Annotated in this window: 26 protein-coding genes, 1 tRNA gene and 1 pseudogene; 13 read left to right on the top strand and 15 right to left on the bottom strand. The window is 62.0% G+C overall.

The window, feature by feature from the left end; all coding sequences use genetic code 11:
* Positions 1-39 precede the first annotated feature (39 nt).
* The 4 genes from LAC81_RS19380 to LAC81_RS19365 all read left to right on the top strand — a co-directional run bounded on the left by LAC81_RS19380 (position 40) and on the right by LAC81_RS19365 (position 2,657).
* The gene (locus LAC81_RS19380; RefSeq protein ID WP_223726084.1) at positions 40-489 is read left to right on the top strand and encodes an HIT family protein; all 450 of its coding nucleotides are present in this window, start codon (positions 40-42) and stop codon (positions 487-489) included.
* A 2-nt stretch (positions 490-491) separates the two neighbouring features.
* Positions 492-1,472: an NAD(+) diphosphatase gene (gene nudC / locus LAC81_RS19375; RefSeq protein WP_223726083.1), complete on the top strand. Its 981-nt coding sequence runs from the start codon at positions 492-494 to the stop codon at positions 1,470-1,472.
* Between the two features lie 28 nt (positions 1,473-1,500).
* The gene (locus LAC81_RS19370) at positions 1,501-2,208 is read left to right on the top strand and encodes a helix-turn-helix transcriptional regulator (protein WP_223726082.1); all 708 of its coding nucleotides are present in this window, start codon (positions 1,501-1,503) and stop codon (positions 2,206-2,208) included.
* Positions 2,209-2,288: 80 nt separating this feature from the next.
* Positions 2,289-2,657 carry a VOC family protein gene (locus LAC81_RS19365; RefSeq protein ID WP_223726081.1) on the top strand — a complete coding sequence of 123 codons (369 nt, stop codon included), beginning with the start codon at positions 2,289-2,291 and terminating at the stop codon, positions 2,655-2,657.
* Positions 2,658-2,762: 105 nt separating this feature from the next.
* Here LAC81_RS19365 and LAC81_RS19360 read toward each other — a convergent pair whose 3' ends face one another.
* From LAC81_RS19360 to LAC81_RS19350, 3 genes are all read right to left on the bottom strand, one after another.
* Complete coding sequence (locus LAC81_RS19360) at positions 2,763-2,900, bottom strand: DUF1127 domain-containing protein (RefSeq protein ID WP_064817013.1); 138 nt, start codon at positions 2,898-2,900, stop codon at positions 2,763-2,765.
* A 454-nt stretch (positions 2,901-3,354) separates the two neighbouring features.
* On the bottom strand, positions 3,355-4,209 hold the full coding sequence (locus LAC81_RS19355; RefSeq protein ID WP_223726080.1) for a prephenate dehydratase: 855 nt from the start codon (positions 4,207-4,209) through the stop codon (positions 3,355-3,357).
* An 18-nt stretch (positions 4,210-4,227) separates the two neighbouring features.
* Positions 4,228-4,992, bottom strand: coding sequence for a 3-deoxy-manno-octulosonate cytidylyltransferase (locus tag LAC81_RS19350; protein ID WP_223726079.1), 765 nt, complete (start codon positions 4,990-4,992; stop codon positions 4,228-4,230).
* A gap of 156 nt (positions 4,993-5,148) precedes the next feature.
* On the opposite strand from LAC81_RS19350, the gene LAC81_RS19345 reads away from it, so the two are divergent.
* Complete coding sequence (locus LAC81_RS19345) at positions 5,149-5,850, top strand: c-type cytochrome (protein ID WP_223726078.1); 702 nt, start codon at positions 5,149-5,151, stop codon at positions 5,848-5,850.
* A gap of 165 nt (positions 5,851-6,015) precedes the next feature.
* Here LAC81_RS19345 and LAC81_RS19340 read toward each other — a convergent pair whose 3' ends face one another.
* On the bottom strand, positions 6,016-6,960 hold the full coding sequence (locus LAC81_RS19340; protein WP_223726077.1) for an AEC family transporter: 945 nt from the start codon (positions 6,958-6,960) through the stop codon (positions 6,016-6,018).
* A 241-nt stretch (positions 6,961-7,201) separates the two neighbouring features.
* Between LAC81_RS19340 and LAC81_RS19335 the strand changes: the two genes are divergently transcribed.
* The 5 genes and pseudogenes from LAC81_RS19335 to LAC81_RS19310 all read left to right on the top strand — a co-directional run bounded on the left by LAC81_RS19335 (position 7,202) and on the right by LAC81_RS19310 (position 11,826).
* The gene (locus LAC81_RS19335; RefSeq protein WP_113538937.1) at positions 7,202-7,474 is read left to right on the top strand and encodes a BON domain-containing protein; all 273 of its coding nucleotides are present in this window, start codon (positions 7,202-7,204) and stop codon (positions 7,472-7,474) included.
* Between the two features lie 127 nt (positions 7,475-7,601).
* Positions 7,602-8,414, top strand: a pseudogene (locus LAC81_RS38210) (DNA polymerase beta superfamily protein).
* Between the two features lie 253 nt (positions 8,415-8,667).
* Positions 8,668-9,864, top strand: a complete 1,197-nt coding sequence (gene cml / locus LAC81_RS19320; protein WP_223726075.1) for a CmlA/FloR family chloramphenicol efflux MFS transporter — start codon at positions 8,668-8,670, stop codon at positions 9,862-9,864.
* 122 nt (positions 9,865-9,986) lie between these two features.
* On the top strand, positions 9,987-10,793 hold the full coding sequence (locus tag LAC81_RS19315; RefSeq protein WP_223726074.1) for a MerR family transcriptional regulator: 807 nt from the start codon (positions 9,987-9,989) through the stop codon (positions 10,791-10,793).
* A 103-nt stretch (positions 10,794-10,896) separates the two neighbouring features.
* On the top strand, positions 10,897-11,826 hold the full coding sequence (locus LAC81_RS19310; RefSeq protein ID WP_223726073.1) for a hypothetical protein: 930 nt from the start codon (positions 10,897-10,899) through the stop codon (positions 11,824-11,826).
* 117 nt (positions 11,827-11,943) lie between these two features.
* Here the strand turns inward: LAC81_RS19310 and LAC81_RS19305 are convergent, their stop codons facing one another.
* Genes LAC81_RS19305 through LAC81_RS19295 form a run of 3 tightly spaced genes read right to left on the bottom strand, consistent with a single transcriptional unit; the run spans position 11,944 to position 13,390 of the window.
* Positions 11,944-12,567: a dihydrofolate reductase family protein gene (locus tag LAC81_RS19305; RefSeq protein WP_223726072.1), complete on the bottom strand. Its 624-nt coding sequence runs from the start codon at positions 12,565-12,567 to the stop codon at positions 11,944-11,946.
* A 12-nt stretch (positions 12,568-12,579) separates the two neighbouring features.
* Positions 12,580-13,056 carry an SRPBCC family protein gene (locus LAC81_RS19300; RefSeq protein WP_223726071.1) on the bottom strand — a complete coding sequence of 159 codons (477 nt, stop codon included), beginning with the start codon at positions 13,054-13,056 and terminating at the stop codon, positions 12,580-12,582.
* Between the two features lies 1 nt (position 13,057).
* On the bottom strand, positions 13,058-13,390 hold the full coding sequence (locus LAC81_RS19295) for an ArsR/SmtB family transcription factor (RefSeq protein WP_223726070.1): 333 nt from the start codon (positions 13,388-13,390) through the stop codon (positions 13,058-13,060).
* Between the two features lie 188 nt (positions 13,391-13,578).
* On the opposite strand from LAC81_RS19295, the gene LAC81_RS19290 reads away from it, so the two are divergent.
* Positions 13,579-14,001: a DUF6636 domain-containing protein gene (locus LAC81_RS19290; RefSeq protein WP_223726069.1), complete on the top strand. Its 423-nt coding sequence runs from the start codon at positions 13,579-13,581 to the stop codon at positions 13,999-14,001.
* 140 nt (positions 14,002-14,141) lie between these two features.
* Here the strand turns inward: LAC81_RS19290 and LAC81_RS19285 are convergent, their stop codons facing one another.
* Positions 14,142-14,495: a MerR family transcriptional regulator gene (locus LAC81_RS19285; protein WP_223726068.1), complete on the bottom strand. Its 354-nt coding sequence runs from the start codon at positions 14,493-14,495 to the stop codon at positions 14,142-14,144.
* 91 nt (positions 14,496-14,586) lie between these two features.
* On the opposite strand from LAC81_RS19285, the gene LAC81_RS19280 reads away from it, so the two are divergent.
* Complete coding sequence (locus LAC81_RS19280) at positions 14,587-15,402, top strand: aminotransferase class IV family protein (RefSeq protein ID WP_223726067.1); 816 nt, start codon at positions 14,587-14,589, stop codon at positions 15,400-15,402.
* A 48-nt stretch (positions 15,403-15,450) separates the two neighbouring features.
* Here the strand turns inward: LAC81_RS19280 and LAC81_RS19275 are convergent, their stop codons facing one another.
* The 7 genes from LAC81_RS19275 to LAC81_RS19245 form a co-directional block, all read right to left on the bottom strand.
* Positions 15,451-16,089 carry a class I SAM-dependent methyltransferase gene (locus LAC81_RS19275; RefSeq protein WP_223726066.1) on the bottom strand — a complete coding sequence of 213 codons (639 nt, stop codon included), beginning with the start codon at positions 16,087-16,089 and terminating at the stop codon, positions 15,451-15,453.
* Positions 16,090-16,218: 129 nt separating this feature from the next.
* Complete coding sequence (locus LAC81_RS19270) at positions 16,219-17,007, bottom strand: sigma factor-like helix-turn-helix DNA-binding protein (RefSeq protein ID WP_235693166.1); 789 nt, start codon at positions 17,005-17,007, stop codon at positions 16,219-16,221.
* Positions 17,008-17,201: 194 nt separating this feature from the next.
* Positions 17,202-17,507: a putative quinol monooxygenase gene (locus LAC81_RS19265; RefSeq protein ID WP_223726064.1), complete on the bottom strand. Its 306-nt coding sequence runs from the start codon at positions 17,505-17,507 to the stop codon at positions 17,202-17,204.
* Between the two features lie 185 nt (positions 17,508-17,692).
* Entirely contained in the window at positions 17,693-18,325 is a 633-nt protein-coding gene (locus LAC81_RS19260) for an ATP-dependent Clp protease proteolytic subunit (RefSeq protein ID WP_223726063.1), read from the bottom strand.
* Between the two features lie 44 nt (positions 18,326-18,369).
* Positions 18,370-18,726: an SRPBCC family protein gene (locus LAC81_RS19255; protein ID WP_223726062.1), complete on the bottom strand. Its 357-nt coding sequence runs from the start codon at positions 18,724-18,726 to the stop codon at positions 18,370-18,372.
* Positions 18,723-19,037 (bottom strand): ArsR/SmtB family transcription factor, encoded by a 315-nt coding sequence (locus tag LAC81_RS19250; protein ID WP_113539964.1) that lies wholly within the window; start codon positions 19,035-19,037, stop codon positions 18,723-18,725. The genes LAC81_RS19255 and LAC81_RS19250 overlap by 4 nt, the downstream gene beginning before the upstream one ends.
* 188 nt (positions 19,038-19,225) lie before the next feature.
* Positions 19,226-19,315: transfer RNA gene (locus tag LAC81_RS19245), tRNA-Ser, on the bottom strand.
* 379 nt (positions 19,316-19,694) lie between these two features.
* Between LAC81_RS19245 and LAC81_RS19240 the strand changes: the two genes are divergently transcribed.
* On the top strand, positions 19,695-20,012 hold the full coding sequence (locus LAC81_RS19240) for a hypothetical protein (protein ID WP_223726061.1): 318 nt from the start codon (positions 19,695-19,697) through the stop codon (positions 20,010-20,012).
* Positions 20,013-20,016 lie beyond the last annotated feature (4 nt).

The raw sequence follows: 20,016 nt of genomic DNA, 5'->3' as shown, positions 1-20,016 counted from the left end.
AGCAAATGCAAGCCAAGCCATCAAAAAACTGATATCGATATGCAAAACAAGGCGAATCCGTTGTCTTTGCCTGAGGAGAATGACTTGGCGACCTTCACCCTAGACGAGCGGCTCGAACGCGACGGCATCCCGATCGCCTCGATCGGGCTTTGCCAGATGCGGCTGATGAACGACCGCCGCTGGCCTTGGCTCGTGCTCATTCCGCAGCGTGAAGGCATCTCGGAAATCTTCGACCTGACCCCGCTCGACCAGACGATGCTGACCTTCGAGACGACGATGGCGGCGACCGCCCTGAAGAAGGTCACCGGCGCGCAAAAGATCAATGTCGGCGCATTGGGCAATATCGTCCGGCAGCTACATGTGCATATCATCGCCCGCAACGACGGCGACCCGAACTGGCCGGGGCCGGTCTGGGGCTTCGGCAAGTCGGAGCCGTGGGACGTGAAAGAACATCAGGCCTTCGCAGCGCGCATTCTGGAAAACCTCTGAACATGACGAAATCGATCTTTGACCTTCGTAGCCCGCATCCGGAGCCAAGCACCCTCGTCGCCTTTTCCGAGAATCACCTGGACCGCCAGTCCGAGCACCGCGCCGACGATTGCGTCGAGCTGGCGCTCAAGCATCCCGGCGCCCATTTCCTAGCCTTCTCGGGGCCGAAGCTGATCGTCAAGCACGACGAAAAGATCATCGATCCCCTGTTTGCTCCCTACGAGCTCGAAGGGCTCGAACCGGTGCTCGACGAGACCATCCTGCTCGGCTACCTGCTGAACGGCGAGCCGCGGCTGGCGGTCCCGACCGGCCTGACCGAAGAGACGATCACCGAGCCCTTCAAGATTGCCGACGGCCGCACGCTCTACAGGCAGCAGATGCTGCCGGAGGAACTGCTCGGCCAGTTCGCGCAGGCCTCGAGCCTGATTACCTGGAACGCCAACAACCGCTTCTGTGGCCGCTGCGCCGGCCCGATGGAAGGCAAGTCCGGCGGTTATCGCCGGGTCTGCACCGCCTGCGGTCATATGGTTTTCCCGCGCACCGACCCGGTCGTCATCATGATGACGATCGACCTTGAACGCGACCTCTGCCTGCTGGGCCGCAGCCCGCATTTCGCGCCCGGCATGTATTCCTGCCTCGCGGGCTTCGTCGAGCCGGGCGAAACTATCGAAAACGCGGTGCGACGCGAGACGCACGAGGAGTCCGGCATTCACATCGGCCGGGTACGCTACCATGCCTCCCAGCCCTGGCCGATGCCGCACACGCTGATGATCGGCTGCTATGCCGAAGCGAAATCGACGGTCATCAAGCGTGACGAGCAGGAACTGGAGGACGTGCGCTGGTTCACCCGCGAGGAAACGATCGCGATGCTCGAACGCTCGACCGGCGTTGCCAATACCGGCGACGAGCATATTCCACCGCCGAAGGGCGCGATCGCGCACCAGCTCATGCGCGACTGGCTCGCCTGGGGCGAGCGGACGTAAGGCCAGCCTTCGACAAGGGGGATCGGAATTGTCCCGCTCCGAACGATTGCTCGATCTTCTGCAGGCGTTGCGCCGCTATCGTCAACCGGTGAGCGGCCAGCGGCTGGCGGAAGAAACAGGCGTCAGCCTCAGAACGCTTTATCGCGACATTGCCAGCCTGCAGGCCCAGGGCGCCCATATCGAGGGCGAGCCGGGGCTCGGCTACATCCTGAAACCGGGCTTCATGCTGCCGCCGATGATGTTCTCACAGGAGGAGATCGAGGCGCTCGTGCTCGGCTCGCGCTGGGTCTCCAAGCGTACCGACGACGACCTCGCGGGGGCCGCAGCAAACGCCCTTGCGAAAATCGCCGCAGTACTTCCGGCCGAGCTTCGCGAGGAGCTGGACAGCTCGACCCTGCTCGTCGGCCCGAGCCCGCCCGCCACCAACGGCATCGACATCGCGGCGCTGAGGCGCGCGATCCGCAACGAGCGCAAGGTGGAACTCGACTACGTCGACAATGACGGCAGCGCAACGCAGCGCACCATCTGGCCTTTCGCGCTCGGCTTCTTCGAAAACGTGCGCATGGTCATGGCCTGGTGCGAGCTGCGACTGGACTTCCGGCATTTTCGCGCCGACCGCATGCGCAGGATGACAGTGACGGAAGCCCGCTATCCTCGCCGCCGACAGATACTGATGAAGGACTGGCGCGCCAGCCAGAACATTGTCGCGTCAAACCGACAGACGGTGGGTTCCTGACAGAGACTTTGGCGGCGATGCTGACAGAATTTGGCAGCCGCCGCGCCTAGCCTGAACTTCTCGCAACAAGGAGGAAGAACATGGCCAAGGCAAATCTCATCGTTCTCTACGTCAAGGACCCGCTGGCAAGCGTCGGGTTCTACCGCAAGGTGCTCGGACAGGAACCGCGCGTCACCTATCAGACTTTTTCGTCGTTCGAGCTGCCCGGCGGCTTCACGCTCGGGCTTTGGGCCGAACATACGGTCGCGCCGGAGCCGACGTCGTCAGGCCATCGCGGCGAGTTGGCTTTCATGGTGGAGAATGAGGGCGCGGTGCGCGCGCACTATGAGGACTGGAAGGAAAAGGGCCTGCCGATTGCACAGGAACTGACCGAGATGGATTTCGGTCCGACCTTCGTCGCGCTTGATCCGGATGGGCACCGGTTGCGCGTCTGCCTCTACGATTCGTGATCGAAGGGCAGCGGCGCGTATCCCGCCAGCCTCTACAGCGCCGCACGTCTGAACGTGCATGGATGGCTGTAACTGAATGGCGGCGGGATACGCGAATGGCGCTGATTAGCGGCCGTAAACGGCGGCCTGGATCTGCGAACGGGACAGACCGATGTCGCTCAGTGCGTGATCGTCGAGAGCGTTCAGCTCGCGGATTGCACGGCGGGTCTTCGCATATTCCATGATCTTCTGACGGATCTTCATCTTTAACACTCCTTACTTGAACGAGCGTCAGATAGGCATTTGCCTAAAATTTGTGTAGCGCCACGATTGCAAACTAGGCATGCACCAAACGCGTAGCCGGTTAACGAATTTTCGCCACTTTCGTCACCGGGCATGCAGTTCTAAGCCAATGATTCTCGCGGGAAATCCGGTCGGCACCCCGCCTGATTGCCCCCAACATGCACGTGAAAGATGTTAGCCAAATGCGAGGTCGACCTGAGGCGGGCGCAACGATTAGACAACCGAGAGTTTTAGGAATTGGTCAAAGTTCAGGCAGCTCCAGTTCTGAGCGCCCACCCATTAACGGAAGTTCCGACGAGATCCCCCTTGAAGAGAGGCGGCGCCGACCCGCATATCCAATGGCGTTTGGAGGTCCGGCTGACCCGCACCTCCAATGCGCAAGAGATTGGACTTCAGCTCGAGCTAGCCTTTCTGCTCAGAGCACGCCGCGCATCGGATGCGCATTGTAGGTGCCGAGTATGCGGACCTTCTCGGAGAAGAAGCGAAGCTCATCCATGGCGTGACGCACGCCGATATCGTCCGGATGCCCCTCGATGTCGGCATAGAACTGCGTGGCCACGAACTTGCCGCCGAGTTGATAGCTCTCGAGCTTCGTCATGTTGATGCCGTTGGTCGCGAAACCACCCATCGCCTTGTAAAGCGCGGCCGGAATGTTGCGGACGTTGAAGACGAAGGTCGTAATGATCAGTTCGTCGTCGCTGTTGCGGGCGATGCGCTGCTCTTCGCGGGAAAGCACGACGAAGCGGGTGACGTTGCTTTCGGTATCCTCGACATTCTCGGCGACGATCTCGAGCCCATAGAGATCGGCGGCAAGCCGCGGCGCAAGTGCGGCCATCGAGCGATCGCCCTTTTCGGAGACGAGCTTTGCGGCACCCGCCGTGTCACCGGCGACAACCGGCTTCCAGCCATTGGATCGCACGATCTTGCGGCACTGGCCGAGAGCGTGGATGTGGCTGTGCACGGTGCGGATCTCGTCACGCGTGACGCCCGGCAACACCATCAGCTGGAAGCGGATCGGCATGAAATATTCGCCGACGATGTGCAGCCGCGATTCGGGCAGGAGGTGATGGATATCGGCGACGCGGCCGGCAATCGTGTTTTCGATCGGGATCATCGCGAGATCGGCCTCACCGTTCTCGACCGCGACGAAGGCGTCCTCGAAGGTCTGGCAGGGCAGCGGCTCCATCGACGGGAACATGTCGCGGCAGGCCATGTCGGAATTGGCGCCGTAGTCGCCCTGGAAGGAAATCCTGTTGGTCTTGACGGTCACGGTAGCTTCCTTCTCAGGCTATTCGGAATGGGTAAGGCGGGCGGAGAGAATACGGCGGGCTTTTTCCAGCTCGACCGGTGTGTCGACGCCGAGCGGAACCGAATCGACGATCTCGACATCGATGCGCATGCCGGCTTCGAGCGCGCGCAGTTGCTCGAGCGATTCGCGGCGTTCGAGCACGGAGGGCTGAAGCGAGACGAAGCGCTCCAACGCCTGGCGGCGATAGGCATAGAGGCCGATGTGATGATAGAGCGGGCCCTGGCCGTAAGGTGCGGTCGCGCGGGTGAAATAGAGTGCGCGCATCCGCGTATCACTCAGCGGCGAACCGACGACCTTGACGATGTTCGGGTTGGCCTTTTCGCTCTCTTCGGTGATCGCCACCGTCAGCGTGGCAATATCGGTGCCGGCGTTTTCAAGCGGATTCAGGGCGGCGCGGATCGATGCCGGCTCGACCGTCGGCAGATCGCCCTGCACGTTGATGACGATTTCGGCTTCGCCGTTCGGGTCGGCCTTCTGCAGCGCTTCGTAGATCCGGTCGGAGCCGGACTGGTGGTCGATGCGGGTCATGATCGCCTCGAAGCCGGCGGCGCGCACCGTATCGAAGACCTCTCGATCATCGACGGCGACGACGACGCGACCGACATCCGCTTCGCTGGCACGCGTCGCCACCTGGACGATCATCGGCAGGCCGCAAATGTCGGCGAGCGGCTTTCCGGGAAGGCGTGTCGAGGCCATGCGCGCCGGAATGAGCACGATGGCTTTGCCTGAATTTTCGCGATTCATGATCTTGCTTTCAAAAACCCCGCCGAAAGTGTCAATAAGTCTCAGTTCGGGGCCGATAATCACTGTTGCAACGCAGAGCCAAAAGACATAGGTTCCGCGCGATTTCAAGATAGGCCGGGTTTTTGTTTGCGCCGGTGGCAAAGGGAGCGTTTGCAGATGAATTCATATGTGAACATGGGCGTGGGTGCCTTTCTGGGGACGGTCTTCGTTCTGATGTCCGTGTCCATTGCGTCAGAAGGCATTTTCCATTCCGAGGCTCCCGAGAAGGAAGGCTTCACGATCGTCGCCGAAGAAGGCACGGCTGAAGCTGGGGCCGGTGGCAAGGAAGAAGCAGAAGTCGACATCAAGCCGCTGCTCCTCAAGGCCGACGCTTCTGCCGGTGAAACCGTGTTCAAGAAGTGCGCAAGCTGTCACACCGCCGACAAGGGCGGCGCAAACAAAGTCGGTCCGAACCTCTGGGGCCTCGTCAACCGTCCGATCGCCTCGCATGAAGGCTTCAGCTATTCGGCAGGCATGAAGACCTTCTCCGAAGGCAGCAAGGTCGTCTGGGACTACGATCACCTGAGCTTCTTCATCGAAGCGCCGAAGAAGCACGTTCCGGGCACTGCCATGGGCTTTGCCGGCGTCAAGAAGCCCGACGAACGCGCCAACCTGATCGCCTGGCTGCGCGGGCAGGCAGATTCGCCGGCTCCGCTGCCGGATGCGGCTGGCGGCGCGGCGGAAGCTGCACCGGCTGCTGGCACCGAAGGCGCAGCTCCGGCCGAAGCTCCGGCGACCGAAACCAAGCCGGCTGAAGGCCAGGCTGCGCCGGCCACGGAATCCAAGCCTGCCGAAGGCCAGCCGGCACCGGCACAATAAGCTTAGCGGTTGGAACCAACCCATTCGAAAGGGCCCGGCTCGCGCCGGGCCTTTTTGCGTTTCCAGGGCACATTGCACCGCGCATCCGGGCACCACCCATCCGGCCGAATCGCCAGAGGGATTTCGCTCCTCCCGACGAAACTCTTTCCGGACATTCAGGAGCAGTCACATCAGAATATAGGCCCAGACCGAAACGCTGATGACGCCGAGCGCGGTCGTCAACGTGATGGTCGAGGAAGCGAGTGCGTGGCCGACGTTGAAATGGTTGGCGATCAGCCAGGCGTTGACGCCGGTTGGCACCGCCGATGTCAGCACCAGCGCCGTCGTCCAGTTGTCGTTGAGGCCGAGCAGATGGCAGCTCGTGAACACGACCGCGGGCATGACCAGGAGCTTCAGCACGCTGGTAAACGACGCCAGGCCGAGATTGCCGGCGAGGCCGTATTTGTCGAGCGCCATGCCGATCGAGATCAGCGCTGCGGGCGCAGCCATGGAGGCGAGCTGGTCGACGACGGTTTTCACCGGGCCGCCGAGCGGTTGACCGATGAGGTGAAACGCGGCACCGCAGGCAAGCCCGATGACCAGCGGATTGCGGACCAGGTTGCGGCCGACGCCGGCCAGAAGCTGCAGCGGGCTTTGCCCCGGCTTTCCGCTCGCGCGCCGTTCGGCCCGTTCCATCAGCAGCGTGCCCGCAATCATCATGACCGGCAGGTGCACAGAGAGCAGGATCGAAATCGCCACGATGCCCTCTTCGCCAACGATGCGCGACACCAGCGGCAAGCCGATGAACACGGTGTTGGCGAAAGCCGAGGAGACGCCGGCGAGAACCCCCATGCGTGCATCGCGGCCGAAAACGAGCGTTGCCGCCAGATGCCCGACTGTCCAGGTGACGGCGACGCCGGAGAAATAGGCGACCCAGAGCGGCCAGGGCGACCCGTCCTTGAAATCCGCTTCGGCAATGGTGCGAAACAGCAGAATGGGAACGGCGACGCGAAAGACGAAGTCCCCGAGCGCTTCACCGACTGCCGGTTTCAGATAGCCTGAGCGAACCAGGAGCCAGCCGGCAAGGATCAGTATGAAGATAGGCAGGACGTTCTGGAAGATATCGGACATGCACGGGCCCTGGATCACAATGATTTGCGGCGTGTCGCCCCGAAATCACCGAACGTGATCGCTTCTCATGAGGTAGAGCGAGATGCGGGCGGAGGACCGCAGGCACTTTCCTCATCCCGCTCCTGGATGGTCGCACCAGCAATAACCGCCTTCGCACCCGGGCCGCAAGCGCATGTGCGGCCCCAACACCAAGGGAACCTTCGTCGGTTGCAGGCGTTCGGAAGAGCGTGAGGAACGGACCATGCCGCCAGAAAGACCCATATATGCCCACCGGGACGATGACCCGCATCTGAGGGATGACGCGCTCGCCGCCAAGGTGCTGCGCTTTATCGGCTATGCGACGATGATCGATACCAGCGCGGTCTCGGTGATGGCGCTCGGCGAGATCGTGGTGCTTTCCGGCGAGGTTGCAAGCGAAGCGGACATCTCCTGCGCCGGCGATGCGGCGGCACTCGTCGTCGGCGTCGCGAGCGTCGAGAACCGATTGACCACGAAGCCAGACGCGGCAGACTGAACCAAGCCCCTATCCACATTTTCTGGGCCACATCTCCTAGGCCAAATTCTCCAGGACAACTCCCGGGCGAAACGCTATCGATCCATGCACGAACACATGTTTCGATCGATTCGGATGGAAGTTGGAAATGGGACTGAGGGCTATTGCGCCGAACATGGCGCTGGACGTCGTGGCGAACATCGATCGGAGGCTTGAGGCGATCCGAGCGCAGAACCACGTCGTAATCCCGATCGCCATCGAAAGCGGCAGCCGCGCATGGGGCTTCCCCTCCCCGGACAGCGACTATGACTGCCGCTTCATCTTCGTGCGCCGGCTGGAAGATTACCTGTCTCCCTGGGTCAAGCGGGACGTTATCGAAACGCCGCTCGAAGGCGTTTTCGACGTCAACGGATGGGACCTCGGCAAAGCGCTGAAACTGATGCTCAAGGGCAATGCCGTGATCCTCGAATGGCTGACATCCCCAATCGTCTATTGCGGCTCAGCATCCTTCGCACCCGCTTTCTGGAGTTGGCCCATCTCTATGCGAGCAGGGACTTGATCGGGCGCCACTACCTTCACCTGGGCGAACGCCAGCGCAAAACCTATTTTGGCGACACCCAGAACGTATGCGCTACGGCATGCGGCTGCGTTGAGATGGCTGCGCGGCCATCCCGATCTGGCCGTGCCTCCCATGCATTTTCCGACCCTCATGGCCGAAATCGACCTGCCACCCCAAATCAGGGCGATCGTGGATGAACTTCTGTTGCGCAAAGCATCCAGTCGAGAACTGGGCTTTGCCGCTGTTCCACGCCCTATTCTCGACTTCATCGACAACGAGTTCCTGCTGGCGCAGGACGCATTTGGCGGTGGTCGCATACATGCCCCGCCGGAAGCCTACGGAGATGTGGAAACATTCTTTCAAGAAACGGTGCTCAGCTTCGCCGAAGGTGCTCGGGCTTGACGACCGAGATCCAGGGTCTGCGAGCAACGCGCGCCCGGGTTGTTGAAACCTGGCCCAGATGCTAAGCACGCCGACGTTTGATCGATGAACTCTTTTTTTGGATTGACCGCATGAGGACCGAAGCGTCAGCAACCAGGTAAGCCGCAACAACGGTTTGAAAAAGTTGTTGCGGCGTCTGTCGGCTCACACTCCCAAGATTTGATGAAGTGGCAGATCGCCGCCGAATGTTACCCATTTGTGCGGATGTTTCATCATGCCCGATCATAACTCACCCACCTGGTCCTATTCGCTACCGGCAGCCCTGCTGCTGATGGCGCCTTTCGATATCCTGGCGTCGCTCGCCATGGACATCTATCTGCCTGTCGTGCCGGAAATGCCCGGTATCCTCGGCACGTCACCGGCGATCGTCCAGCTGACACTCAGCCTCTACATGCTGCTGCTCGGCGTCGGACAGATCCTCGTCGGCCCGCTCTCTGATCGCTTCGGTCGACGTCCAGTGCTTCTCGGTGGCGCTACGCTGTTTGCGCTTTCGTCGCTAGGGCTTGCAGCCACGAGTTCGGCGCCGGCCTTCGTGGCACTCCGGCTGGTGCAAGCGGCGGGCGCCTCGGCCGCACTGGTCGCGACCTTCGCGACGGTACGTGACGTCTATGGCGCACGCCCGGAGGGCGTGACCATCTATGGCCTCTTCAGCGCCATGCTCTCGTTCGTGCCGGCGCTCGGGCCGATTGCCGGCGCGCTGATAGCAGGTACCTTCGGCTGGCGGGCGATCTTCCTGACGCTCGGCGTGCTCGGTCTTGCCGCACTCGGCCAGGCCTTGCTGCGCTGGTCGGAAACCCGGCCAGCGCAGTCGAGCAACGTGATGCCCAGCTTCGCACCGGTTCTCAGGAGTGGTGCGTTCTGGACCTATACGCTCGGCTTCAGCACAGCGATGGGCGCGTTCTTCGTGTTCTTCTCGACCGCGCCACGCCTGCTCATCGATCGCGCCGGTTATTCGCAGTTCGGCTTCAGCCTGGCCTTTGCGACCGCCGCGGTGGTGATGATCATCACCACGCGCTTCGCCAAGGGCTTCGTCGAGCGCTACGGAATCCCGGGCTGCCTTGCCCGCGGCATGGGCCTGATCATGCTCGGAGGGCTGCTGCTTGCGGTCGGCGAGGTCCTTGCCACACCTTCGTTCGTCAGCTTCGTGCTGCCCATGTGGGTGATCGCCGTCGGCATCGTCATGAGTGCCTCGGTAAGCGCAAACGGTGCGCTCAAGGCTTTCGACGCGGTCGCAGGCACGGCCGTAGCACTCTACTTCTGCGTCCAGAGCCTGATCGTCGGCCTCGTCGGCACCGGCGCCGTGCTGCTGCTCAGGGGCGACACGGCCTGGCCGCTTGTCGGCTACTGCCTGGTGATGGCGACGATCACGCAGTTCGCTATGGCGTGCCTGAACCGGCGTGAACGGCACTAAGCCCGATCTCCCGGGGCGGTCACCTGCTCCGGGAGCTTTCCACCGACATATCTGGCGGTGGCCGTGACGCCCAAAGGATGACTCTTGACCTCGCCCCTGGGGCAGGCCCCAAACTTGTCCCCATGACCGATTCCTATTTCCTCCCCGGCCGATTCGGCGCGGCCACAAGACTGTCGCCGAAAGCATTGCGACTCTATGCCGAGCAGGGCCTGCTCGTACCCGCCCATGTCGATCCGGTAACCGGCTATCGCTACTACGCCGCCGCGCAGGCGGGTCGCGCCCGGTTGATCGCGAGGCTGCGGCAACTGGGTCTGCCGATCGCCCGGATCGCGCGCCTGATCGAGCTTCAGCCCGAGGTGCGCCTCACCGAACTGCGCGCCTGGCTGGAGGTCCAGACAAAACGGCTCGAGGAGCAGAGCGAACTGGTAGAGGCGATCGTCAGGCAATCCACCGGTGGCGATGATGCGCTGATCGAGGCCGTTCGCCTCCGCGACGTCGCCCCTTCGAAGATCATCTATCGGCAGGGCCATGTGACGGTCGACGCGCTTGAAGCTTTCACGGAGAACGCCGAAGCGGAGATCCGGAGCTATCTGGCGCAATGCGGCAAAAGCAACGACGGGCCGATGACGCTGCATTTCCATGAACCCGTGAACCATGACGGCAAGGGCCTCGTCGAAGTCGCGATCGGCTATGCCGGCAGTCTCGAGCCGTCAGGCGATCTGCGCCTCCGGCTTCAACCGGCGGGGCGAGAGGCGTTCCTGCCGGTGCCCGAGACGTTCGAAACCTTTCCGGCGGTGCTTCGTATCTACGACGCGATCGAGGCCTGGTTCGAACAAGGCAGCGACCTCGACTGTTTCGGCAGCCCCTACGAAATCTATCCCGGCAGCGACGGCGCCCGCTTCGACGTCGCCTATCCCATCGAGCCCTAGAAACCCATTCCTTAGGGAATACCACGTCCCCTTCCCCGGAATTGCTTGATCGAAGCCATTCCGGAAGCCACTTCGCACCTCCAATAATCCAAGGAACCAACCGATGCAGCACGTTCCCTATGTCGGCTCCGGCCCCTACTGCTACGCCAACTCCTTCGCCATGATGTTCGGCGAGGCGGCGCCCTCGCCCACCGTCATCGAGTTTGCCACGAGCAGCCCGTTCGGCATGCAGCTCATCGGCGGCTCGCTACCGTTCTTCGATCCCTATGGCTGGGATCCGGAAGCCGGATTCGACGGCGCACTTGCCGCGCTCGGCTGGACCTCGGAGGTCAGCAGGGGCGACGATGCCGAGGACGCGCTTTCGCGTCTCCGCTCGGCGCTGAAGGACGGTCCCGTCTGGGTCGGGCCGGTGGAAATGGGTCATCTCCGCCACCAGCCCGGCATGACCGGGCCGATCGAGGCCGACCATTATGTCGTGGTCCTCGCGCTCGACGAAGAGCGGGTGCTGATGCACGACCCGCAGGGCTACCCCTACGCCTCGCTGCCCATCCGCGACTTCATGGCGGCCTGGAGCGCAAAGACGCTCACCTACGGCGATTCCTTCACGATGCGTTCCGGTTTCTCGCGCGTGGCAGAGGTTTCGGAGGTGGAAGCGATCCGGGCCTCGCTACCGGCTGCAATCCACTGGCTGTCGATGGTGACGGACCGGCCGATGCCGCCTGATAGCCTCGGCAACGCCAAGGCGGCCGAGGCGCTGGCGGCGCGCATCCAAGATGGTTGTGACCAGGGTCTGCGCGCCCATTTCGTCCACTTCGCCGTTCGCGTCGGTGCCCGCCGCGCGGCAGACGCGGCAACCTGCCTCAAACGCGCAGGCCTTCCCAGGTCCGCGGCGATCGCGGGCGAACAGGCACAGCTCATCGGCGCCCTGCAGTACCCGCTGGTTCTGCGCAGGGATACGGAAGCGGCCGAAACACTCCGGCGGCTGGCTCCGACCTACGATCGGCTGCTCACCGCTCTACAAAGCGGAGACTGATTGCGGTGACCACGGCATCACGGACGGAAAAACCGCTTCGCACTTTTCCTGGAATTGGCTCATTGAACCAACGCAACTCCGCACGGAAAACCGCTTCGCACTTTTCCTGGAGTTGCTTCAGGCAATAAGCTCTGAGAAGCTCTTCGGCCGTTCAGACTTCGCGTCGCACACTGTCGCATAGTGAAGGCCGACGACGCCGTTGTCGTAGTTTTCGCTGCCGATCAGCTGCAGTTCGTTCTTGTCCCTCAGCCGGGCGAACCACGGTTTACCCGGCGAGACGACCGGATAGACGAAGAAGTGGTAACGATCGACCAGTCCGAGGCCGATGACCGTCTGCGCCAGGCTGGCTCCACCCGAGAGATGGATATCGCCGCCGGGCTCAGCCTTGAGATTCGTGAGATAGCGCGAAAGCGCCTCATCATCGGCAGCCACGACCCGCTCGGCATTGTGCCATGGGCTGATCGGCCGCTCGCCGGTGCGGGAGAACACGATCTTGCGGTAGTCGTGCATGCGCTTGGCCATCGCGCGGTTCGTCTCGCCGCCCGCCTCGTCGTTCAGCGCGCTGGGCCAGTAGCCAACCATCTCCTCGTAGGTGGTGCGACCGACGAGAACCGTATCGTAGCCGGCGTAGAGCCGGTCGATCGCCCGGTACTGCTCGTCAACGACCGTGCCCATCCAGGCAAGCGGATCGTCCAGACGACCATTGAGCGTCGTCATCATCTGCAGGACGATATTGCGCATGTCGTCGCCTCCTCAGTGGGTTTGCTCGACGAAGCGGGCCAATTGCTCGGCCACCGTTCCCCAGCCGTCGTGGAAACCCATCTCCTCGTGCATCTTCCGGTCCGCGCCGTTCCGGTGCATCACATGGGCGGCATATTCGGTGCCGGCCGGATGATCGCTGAGCGTGATGATTGCCGTCATGAAGGCGTTTTCCGCCGGGCGCCAGCCGGCAAGCAGCGTGTCCGTGAAAACGATGCGCGAGAGTTCGTCGACCGCGAGGAAGCAGGCATTGATGTGCGGCACGAAATCGCCGCCGTCTTCGCTGATCCGGGTGACGAAACTGCCGCCCGGCTTCAGATCCATGTCGATCACCTTGCATATGGCGGGCGCCGGCACCCACCATTGCTCAAGCCGGGTCCGATCGGTCCAGGCGCGCCAGACGGTCGCGCGCGGCGCCTTGATGACGCGCGCCATCGTCAGGTCGAGTTCAGGATCTGGAGTGCGGGTCATGTCATTCCTCCTCGTGTTCGGTGACGAATTTTTCCAGCCGGTCGGCACGGCCTTCCCAGAGCGCGCGCTGCGCCGAAAGCCAGGTCTCGACCACGGCGAACTGCGCCTTCTCAATGGCGCAGGTGCGCACGCGGCCCTGCTTGTGCGTGCGGATCAGGCCGCTGTCTTCCAGGTAATGGATGTGCTTCATGAAGGATGGCAGCGCCATCTCGAAGGGTCTGGCGAGATCGCTGATGCTTGCCGGGCCGCCGCCAAGCCGCGCCAGCACGGCGCGCCGGGTCGGATCGGCGAGCGCCTGAAAGATCACGTCCAATCGGTCTGAATACTGTTCCATAAGGCTAAGTATCATGGAGAAACACTTAGCGCAATGGATAACTATTAAATTCGACGCATGGAGCCTGTTGCCACACGGCGCCGTGCCGGCGACCGCAGGTAGAGAGACGCGATCATTTCCCCAATCCTGCTGATGTGTTTTACTTGCTGCACCTTGCGGGTTGGACAAAGGTCGGGGGCCAAAGCTCGATGGTGCGCTTGCTTGTATTCGCGGTTGCCGCGCTTGTCGCATTCGACGGGAATGCGACAGAGCAGACCTTCCCCGCCGATGGCGGTCTGATCTATTTCAACATGCCGACCGGCAACATCGGCTGCCAATACACGCCAGCCGGTGGCTCCGATGTTTATGTCCCGGAGGACGGCGGTCCGGAACTTGGCTGTGACCGCATCGAACCGACCTATCAGAGGTTCATTCTGGGAAAGGCGGGCAAGGCCCGACGCTTCCAAAATGCCGGCGACACAGCATGCTGCGACGGCTCACATATCCTGAGCTACGGCAACAGCTGGAAGAAGGGGCCGTTTAGCTGTCGGTCCAGCAAAACCGGGCTCAGCTGCACGCGCAGTGACGGCCACGGTTTTTACATCAGTCGATCGAAGACCGAAGCCTATTAAAGCGGCAGCAGGAAAGGTGCATACGGTTTGCCGTGCCCTGAATTCTGGTGACGGCCAAAGCGGGTTTGGTCGCAATCCTGGCGCTGAAGCGTTGACGAGATCAACGACTACGACAGTCGTGCAATGCTACGGCTCGAAGCTCAGTTTTCGCCGATCTCGGCCAGAAAGCTCGTCAGAACGCTGCGGCTCTGCGCCAGCTTCTCCGTCTTTTCTTCAACGAGGCGTATCTGTTGACGCAGGGTGACGCGCAGTTCGTCGCAAGGCTCGAAGATCGGACCTTCGCCGCGCACGCAGGGCAGGAACTGCAGGATCGTCGGAAGGGTCATGCCGCCGGCGCCCAAGAGCTTGATGCGCTCGACGGTTCTTACCTCCGCCAGATCATAGTCACGATATCCGCTTTCGGTACGCTCGGGCTTCAAAAGCCCTTCGGCCTCGTAGTAGCGCAGCATCCTGACGCTGACGCCAGTGTGTTTCGACAGTTCGCCTATTTTCATTCCGATTCCTTCGCCGGGCGCTTGACTCTGACAGCGCTGTCAGACCTTAGACCTATTGGCTCCTTCAGTGAACTCACCCAGGAGCAAGAACATGCCCAACGAAACAAGCCTCTATCCCGCAGCGCTCAACGGGCGACCGGCCAGCGCGGCCGACCTGATGCCCCTGGCCTTTGCCGGCTTCGCGCACTTCACTGCAATTCAGGTCAGGGATCGCAAGATCAGAGGTCTCGACCTGCATCTGAAGCGCCTGAGTAACGCTTCGCTTGCATTCTTCGGCCGTGCCCTGCCCGACGAAGAATTGCGCATCCATATCAGGCAGGCGATCGATGCCGGTCCGACAGACCAGTCGCTGACAGTTACAGTCTTTTCACCGGACGGCGAGTTTACTGCCGACAGCATGCAGGGCGACCTCGCCGTTCTCGTGCGCAGCGGCCCCCCTTCCAATGGCCCGAACGGTCCGCTTCGGCTTGCTGTCGTCGAGCACGAACGGCCACACGCTACGATCAAGCACGTCGGAGAATCCGGCAAAACCTATTACCTGCATCAGGCGATCCGGAAGGGTTTCGACGACGCCGCCTTCATCGACCGGCAGGGGCGCCTCAGCGAAGCCAGCATCTGGAACCTGGTCTTCTGGGATGGCGAAGCGGTTATCTGGCCCCGGGCCGAGATGCTGACCGGCACGATGATGGGCACAGTCCAGCGACAGCTCGAACGCCTCGGGGTGACGCAGCGTCAGGAAGAAATCACCCTTAGCCGGCTCACGGAATTCTCCGGTGCAGCAGTCATGAATTCGTGGACGCCGGGCATTGCCGTCAACGCCATCGGTTCGACCGCGATCCCACAGGCAAAGACGTTTGTGGATTTGCTGCATCGGGCGCACGCGGCAGAGCCGGCCGAAACCGTATAGAGCACTCGAGGTTGACCAGGGCTGGCAACCGTGCCGCCGTGGCCCGCCTCACTGTTTGCGGGCGACGATGTAAGGACGCTTGTCGTCGCCCTTGGTCGCGTGATTTTCGATATCCAGGATCTCGAAACCGGCAGCCATTATTGCCTTGCTCAGCTCGATCACCCCGAAGGTTCCCGCATAGGGCGCTTTTCCGAGCGCGCGCATTGCCGGCAACAGCGCCAAACGGACAAGCGGGCTCAGCTCTCCGACGCACGGCGTCTTGGAGATGAACAGCCCCCTCGATGCGAGCAGGGCATGTACGCTCCCAAGCGTGCCCGAGAGGTCGCGCACCAGATGCAGGTAGTTGAAGGCCAGGACCGCGTCGTATTGCACGCGCTCGGCGGCAAGCGTTTCAGCGGTTGCGGTGCGGAAGACAAGGTTCGGCACCAGGTCGACGGCGTATCTCTCCCTGGCAATCGCGGTCATCTCGCCGGAAAAGTCGGTCGCAAGATAGTCCCGGACGTCGCCTGCGAGCCGAAAAGCCGTCGTTCCCGTGCCGCAACCAAGCTCCAGCACGGCGTCGTCGGGCAAAAGCAACGAACGGGTACGGTCGAGCGTGCGCTCATATCCGGCGGGGTCCGCGATCGCCCCTTTGGCATATCGCCGCGACGTCCGGTCCCAAAAACGCGCGTCGCTCGCCGTGCTCATGCTGCCTGCTCCAGATTGCGACCAGATCTCCGCACGGTCGAGGCCCGAGCCACGCCGTTCAAAGGATTCCGCCTACCGCGCAATCGTCAATAAATGGCGGAGAAAGAACCGCCAATCAGCGGAGGCCTTTCAGGTCAGGCGAACCCAATCGACCGTTTCAAGCACATAGGGCGCGAAAAGAAAGTCGCGGATCGCAGCGATCTCATCCGCGCGCCAGTCGAGAAGAACGAAATGCGCCGGTTTCTCCATCGGACCCGTGCTGTCGAAAACCAGCATGACGGGACGCCCTTCGATCGCTCCGAGCGCAAACCGCCACCGCGTCTCCTGCGCATACCGGGTGAAATAGCGGCCAATGCCCTCGCGGCCTTGCAGCCTCAGCCTGTTGACCAGCTCCAGCTTCACGTCGTCGGCCAGCATGGCGCGGATCGCGTCGAAGTCACCCCCCTGGAACAGGCGCACATAGGCCGCCATCTTCTGCCGGTTCGCATCGGACATCAGCGGCAGCCGCGTGTCGTCCGGGCGCTCCGCCAGTTGCCGGAGGGCCACCCGCCCTCGCTGGAGCGCCGATTTGGCCGCCGCCTCTGTGCAGTCGGCAATCTCGGCGATTTCTTCGACCGAATGTCCGAGAACATCCTTGAGGATCACCGCACAACGCTGCAGTTCGGGCAATTGCAGGAAGGTTTGAAAGCCGACCGCGACGATATCCGCTTCAGGCAGCGGTGCGTCTTCCATGTCGTCGAGCAGCGGAACGATCTTGTGACGGGATCGACGGCGCAGGAAGTCGAGGCTGGTGTTGTGGGCGATGCGCAGCAGCCAGCCTTCGAGATTATCCACCACCACGCCATCCGCCCGCGCCTGCACGGCCTTGATCAGCGTATCTTGCAACACGTCCTCGCCATCCACGGCCGAGCCGGTCATGCGCGCGCAATAGCGATGCAGCCGCGGCCTGAATGCCCGCAGGCGATCCTCGAAGTCTTCCTCGTTCATGTCTTGAGCCCCATTGGCCACTCCAAGCCGCCAGTCCACCGGAGAGGGCGGCACGATAGCGCGGGTCCGAAAAGATGTCCGCCGCCTTCTTGCAGGCCTCTGCAGGCGTCAGCGGCGGATAGACATCACCTGTTGTCGCTGAACACGGCCTCGCCCAGGATCGATTCGAGGCTCGCCAGCTCCAGGATCTGCGGAAAATAGGCCTTCATCCTGACATCGGACCGCATGGCCTCGACGGACGCCGGCGTCTCCCATTCCGAATAGATGATGACGCTGGTGCCGTCCCTGGCGGCAATCAGCCGGCTCGCCCGCCAGCCAGCGAGCGTGCGAATGACGGTGTCGATGTTGCGCTTCAGAAGCGCGATCAGCTGCGCCTGCTTATCGGGTTCGACCTTCAGAACGTTGACGAGTGTGACGGGTGCAGTGGTCATGGTGCTTCTCCTTCGTTGCGGATGCAGCAAAGACGAAGCGGAGAGGCGAAACGGATCGCAAGGGGAGAAGTTTTTTAGCGTTAGGCCATTCGGACGTCGGGAATACTCCCTCAGCGGGGGAGCGCTCGGCTCGTGCAGCGGGCCTTCCGTCCTCGGCAGATGGCCCGCCGAACAGAGACCGGCCGTCAGAGAGCAAAGCCGCTGGAAGCCGGCAGCTCGCCGTCGTCGCGAACCTTAAGGATGGTGTCGATCAGGCCCCATTCCAAAGCCTCCTCGGCAGTCATGAAACGGTCCCGGTCCATGGCGCGTTCGAACTCCTCGTAGGAGCGTCCGCAATGTTCCGCATAGAGCCGCGTCATGCGCTGCTTGGTGCGAAGGATCTCCTCGGCATGGATCTGCATGTCGGATGCCTGCCCCTGGAAACCGCCTGATGGCTGGTGCACGAGGATGCTGGCATTGGGCAAGGCGGCTCGCTGTCCCGGTGTGCCGGCCATCAGCAGAAAAGAACCCATGGAGCGTGCGGTCCCCATGCAGAGCGTGTGCACCGGTGCCCGAATGTAGCGCATGGTGTCGTACATGGCGAAACCGCTGGTCACCACGCCGCCCGGCGAATTGATGTAGAGATGGATGGGCTTCTTCGGGTTTTCCGCTTCGAGAAGAAGCATCTGGGCGCAGACCAGCGCGGAGACCGTGTCGTTCACCTCGCCATTGAGAAAGATGATTCGTTCGCGCAGCAGGCGGGAATAGATGTCGAATGACCGTTCTCCACCGTTCGACTGCTCGACGACCATAGGGACGAGTTGCATCGCTTCGCGCATCGGCGAACTCCAATTATCCAAAGTTTGTGGGGAAGCCCGTCGGCCTAGGCGGCGAGCATGAGAATATCGTTGTTGTTCGCGGCCGTCTTGGTCACGCGACCGCTGCGAACATTCGGGAGTTCGTGGACGATCCGCAGCCTGGTTCCGCCGGAACCGATCGGCGCGATCCGGAAGGTGACGGTACTTTCGAGAAACGGAGCTTCGGTTTCGCGCAGCCTGTAGCGAACTTCCTCTCCGGGAACGACGACGGCGCCTTCGGGGTCGGCCAATGCCTCTTTCGGTAGCCAGTTTTCGCGAAACGCCGGGATGCTGATCGCACGCCAGACCTTCTGCGGCGCCTCGTCGAGTTCGTATTCCAGCTCGAGGCTACTATCGTCCGGGGCGCTGCTTTCGCGGTTCATTGGTCCATATCCTTCAGCAAGATCTTGAGAGCCTCGATGCGTGCTGGCCAGTAGGCACGGTACTTCGCGAGCCACTGCGCAATGAGGGCCAGCCCGTCCGGGTCGACTTCGTAATTTACGAACCGACCTTGCCGCTGCTCCTTTACCAACCCGGCATTCCGCAGCACGGAAATGTGCTGGGACATGGCCGGCTGGCTTATGTCCATACCTTCCCGCAAAGCGCTGGCATTCATGCATCCGTCAGCAAGCTTCTCGAAGATGGCGCGTCGCGTCGGGTCAGCCAGGGCCCTGAATATCTCGTTCTCGATCATGCCGACACATAAGCACGTACTTATCTCAATGACAAGTGCGCCGTTCAGCAGGAGGAGAAAAGAAATGGAGCGCCATTTTGACGCGCCGAACGACACGGTCACGGCGTCGCAGATCAATCCTGCCAGCGGATAGGACATGGGTAGCGCTGCGTACGCGCTGGCAATGGAAAACAGAACAAGAGAGAAAATGGCGGACAGAGAGGGATTCGAACCCTCGATACGCTTTCACGTATACACGCGTTCCAGGCGTGCGCCTTCAACCACTCGGCCACCTGTCCATCCGTCAGCAGCCGACGGTCAATCCGGCTGGATGGGAAGGGCGAGGCCCTTCGATGTCGCCAGTGTGAACCGGCGGACGCGCGTCTATATACCGATGATTTGCTTGGGATCAACTGCTTTCTGACAGATTGTTGACATCTTGTGAAACGAGCGGCCCGTCGTCCCCATTGTGCATACCAGACGGTACGCTTATCTCTTGCACCGGGGCGCGCGTTACGCTCCCGGCATGAGCCGGATGCTGGCTCGGCACTATCGAGTTCACCGGCTAATTTCGTCGCCGGGCCTTGTCCGAGCCCCCTGCCATCGAAGAAGATGCGCCGGGACGCTGAGCCTGACCACGGCAGGGCGCGACCGGTGACATGAAGGGAATTTAGACCGATGCGGTTTCTATTAAGGCTGGCGAGCGCCATCGTGTTGTTTGCCGCCGTGCTTGCGGGGGCCGTCGATGCGATCCAGTCGGTCGCCGCATCGGAACTGGTGATGACCTCGCTTGGCGACGATCTGGAGGCGCTGGGCGCCGATACGGCGAGCTGGTTCCAGTTTGCACAACGCTCCGATACGGCGCCGACAATCTGGCACGCGATCCTGCATTGGGTGCTGGCGCAGCCGGCTTTTGCCGTGCTGGCGCTGCTCGCGCTCCTTCTGTGGATGGCCGGATACAAGAAACGACCGGCGGCGGGCCGCTTCGCCGCCTGATTTT

Source organism: Ensifer adhaerens (genome assembly GCF_020035535.1).
In the GTDB taxonomy this organism is placed as follows: domain Bacteria; phylum Pseudomonadota; class Alphaproteobacteria; order Rhizobiales; family Rhizobiaceae; genus Ensifer.
The sequence above is the reverse complement of the archived record's forward strand: the minus strand, read 5'-3'. Positions and strand labels throughout refer to the sequence as shown.

Coding starts and splice junctions, on each gene's coding strand:
- LAC81_RS19275 (WP_223726066.1), bottom strand. CDS start 16,089: ATGAGCACGGCGAGCGACGCGCGTTTTTGGGACCGGACGTCGCGGCGA.
- nudC (WP_223726083.1), top strand. CDS start 492: ATGACGAAATCGATCTTTGACCTTCGTAGCCCGCATCCGGAGCCAAGC.
- LAC81_RS19365 (WP_223726081.1), top strand. CDS start 2,289: ATGGCCAAGGCAAATCTCATCGTTCTCTACGTCAAGGACCCGCTGGCA.
- LAC81_RS19345 (WP_223726078.1), top strand. CDS start 5,149: ATGAATTCATATGTGAACATGGGCGTGGGTGCCTTTCTGGGGACGGTC.
- LAC81_RS19305 (WP_223726072.1), bottom strand. CDS start 12,567: ATGCGCAATATCGTCCTGCAGATGATGACGACGCTCAATGGTCGTCTG.
- LAC81_RS19290 (WP_223726069.1), top strand. CDS start 13,579: ATGGTGCGCTTGCTTGTATTCGCGGTTGCCGCGCTTGTCGCATTCGAC.
- LAC81_RS19250 (WP_113539964.1), bottom strand. CDS start 19,037: ATGATCGAGAACGAGATATTCAGGGCCCTGGCTGACCCGACGCGACGC.
- cml (WP_223726075.1), top strand. CDS start 8,668: ATGCCCGATCATAACTCACCCACCTGGTCCTATTCGCTACCGGCAGCC.
- LAC81_RS19380 (WP_223726084.1), top strand. CDS start 40: ATGCAAAACAAGGCGAATCCGTTGTCTTTGCCTGAGGAGAATGACTTG.
- LAC81_RS19255 (WP_223726062.1), bottom strand. CDS start 18,726: ATGAACCGCGAAAGCAGCGCCCCGGACGATAGTAGCCTCGAGCTGGAA.
- LAC81_RS19270 (WP_235693166.1), bottom strand. CDS start 17,007: ATGACCGGCTCGGCCGTGGATGGCGAGGACGTGTTGCAAGATACGCTG.
- LAC81_RS19340 (WP_223726077.1), bottom strand. CDS start 6,960: ATGTCCGATATCTTCCAGAACGTCCTGCCTATCTTCATACTGATCCTT.
- LAC81_RS19300 (WP_223726071.1), bottom strand. CDS start 13,056: ATGACCCGCACTCCAGATCCTGAACTCGACCTGACGATGGCGCGCGTC.
- LAC81_RS19360 (WP_064817013.1), bottom strand. CDS start 2,900: ATGAAGATCCGTCAGAAGATCATGGAATATGCGAAGACCCGCCGTGCA.
- LAC81_RS19280 (WP_223726067.1), top strand. CDS start 14,587: ATGCCCAACGAAACAAGCCTCTATCCCGCAGCGCTCAACGGGCGACCG.
- LAC81_RS19350 (WP_223726079.1), bottom strand. CDS start 4,992: ATGAATCGCGAAAATTCAGGCAAAGCCATCGTGCTCATTCCGGCGCGC.
- LAC81_RS19335 (WP_113538937.1), top strand. CDS start 7,202: ATGCCGCCAGAAAGACCCATATATGCCCACCGGGACGATGACCCGCAT.
- LAC81_RS19315 (WP_223726074.1), top strand. CDS start 9,987: ATGACCGATTCCTATTTCCTCCCCGGCCGATTCGGCGCGGCCACAAGA.
- LAC81_RS19310 (WP_223726073.1), top strand. CDS start 10,897: ATGCAGCACGTTCCCTATGTCGGCTCCGGCCCCTACTGCTACGCCAAC.
- LAC81_RS19295 (WP_223726070.1), bottom strand. CDS start 13,390: ATGGAACAGTATTCAGACCGATTGGACGTGATCTTTCAGGCGCTCGCC.
- LAC81_RS19285 (WP_223726068.1), bottom strand. CDS start 14,495: ATGAAAATAGGCGAACTGTCGAAACACACTGGCGTCAGCGTCAGGATG.
- LAC81_RS19240 (WP_223726061.1), top strand. CDS start 19,695: ATGCGGTTTCTATTAAGGCTGGCGAGCGCCATCGTGTTGTTTGCCGCC.
- LAC81_RS19260 (WP_223726063.1), bottom strand. CDS start 18,325: ATGCGCGAAGCGATGCAACTCGTCCCTATGGTCGTCGAGCAGTCGAAC.
- LAC81_RS19265 (WP_223726064.1), bottom strand. CDS start 17,507: ATGACCACTGCACCCGTCACACTCGTCAACGTTCTGAAGGTCGAACCC.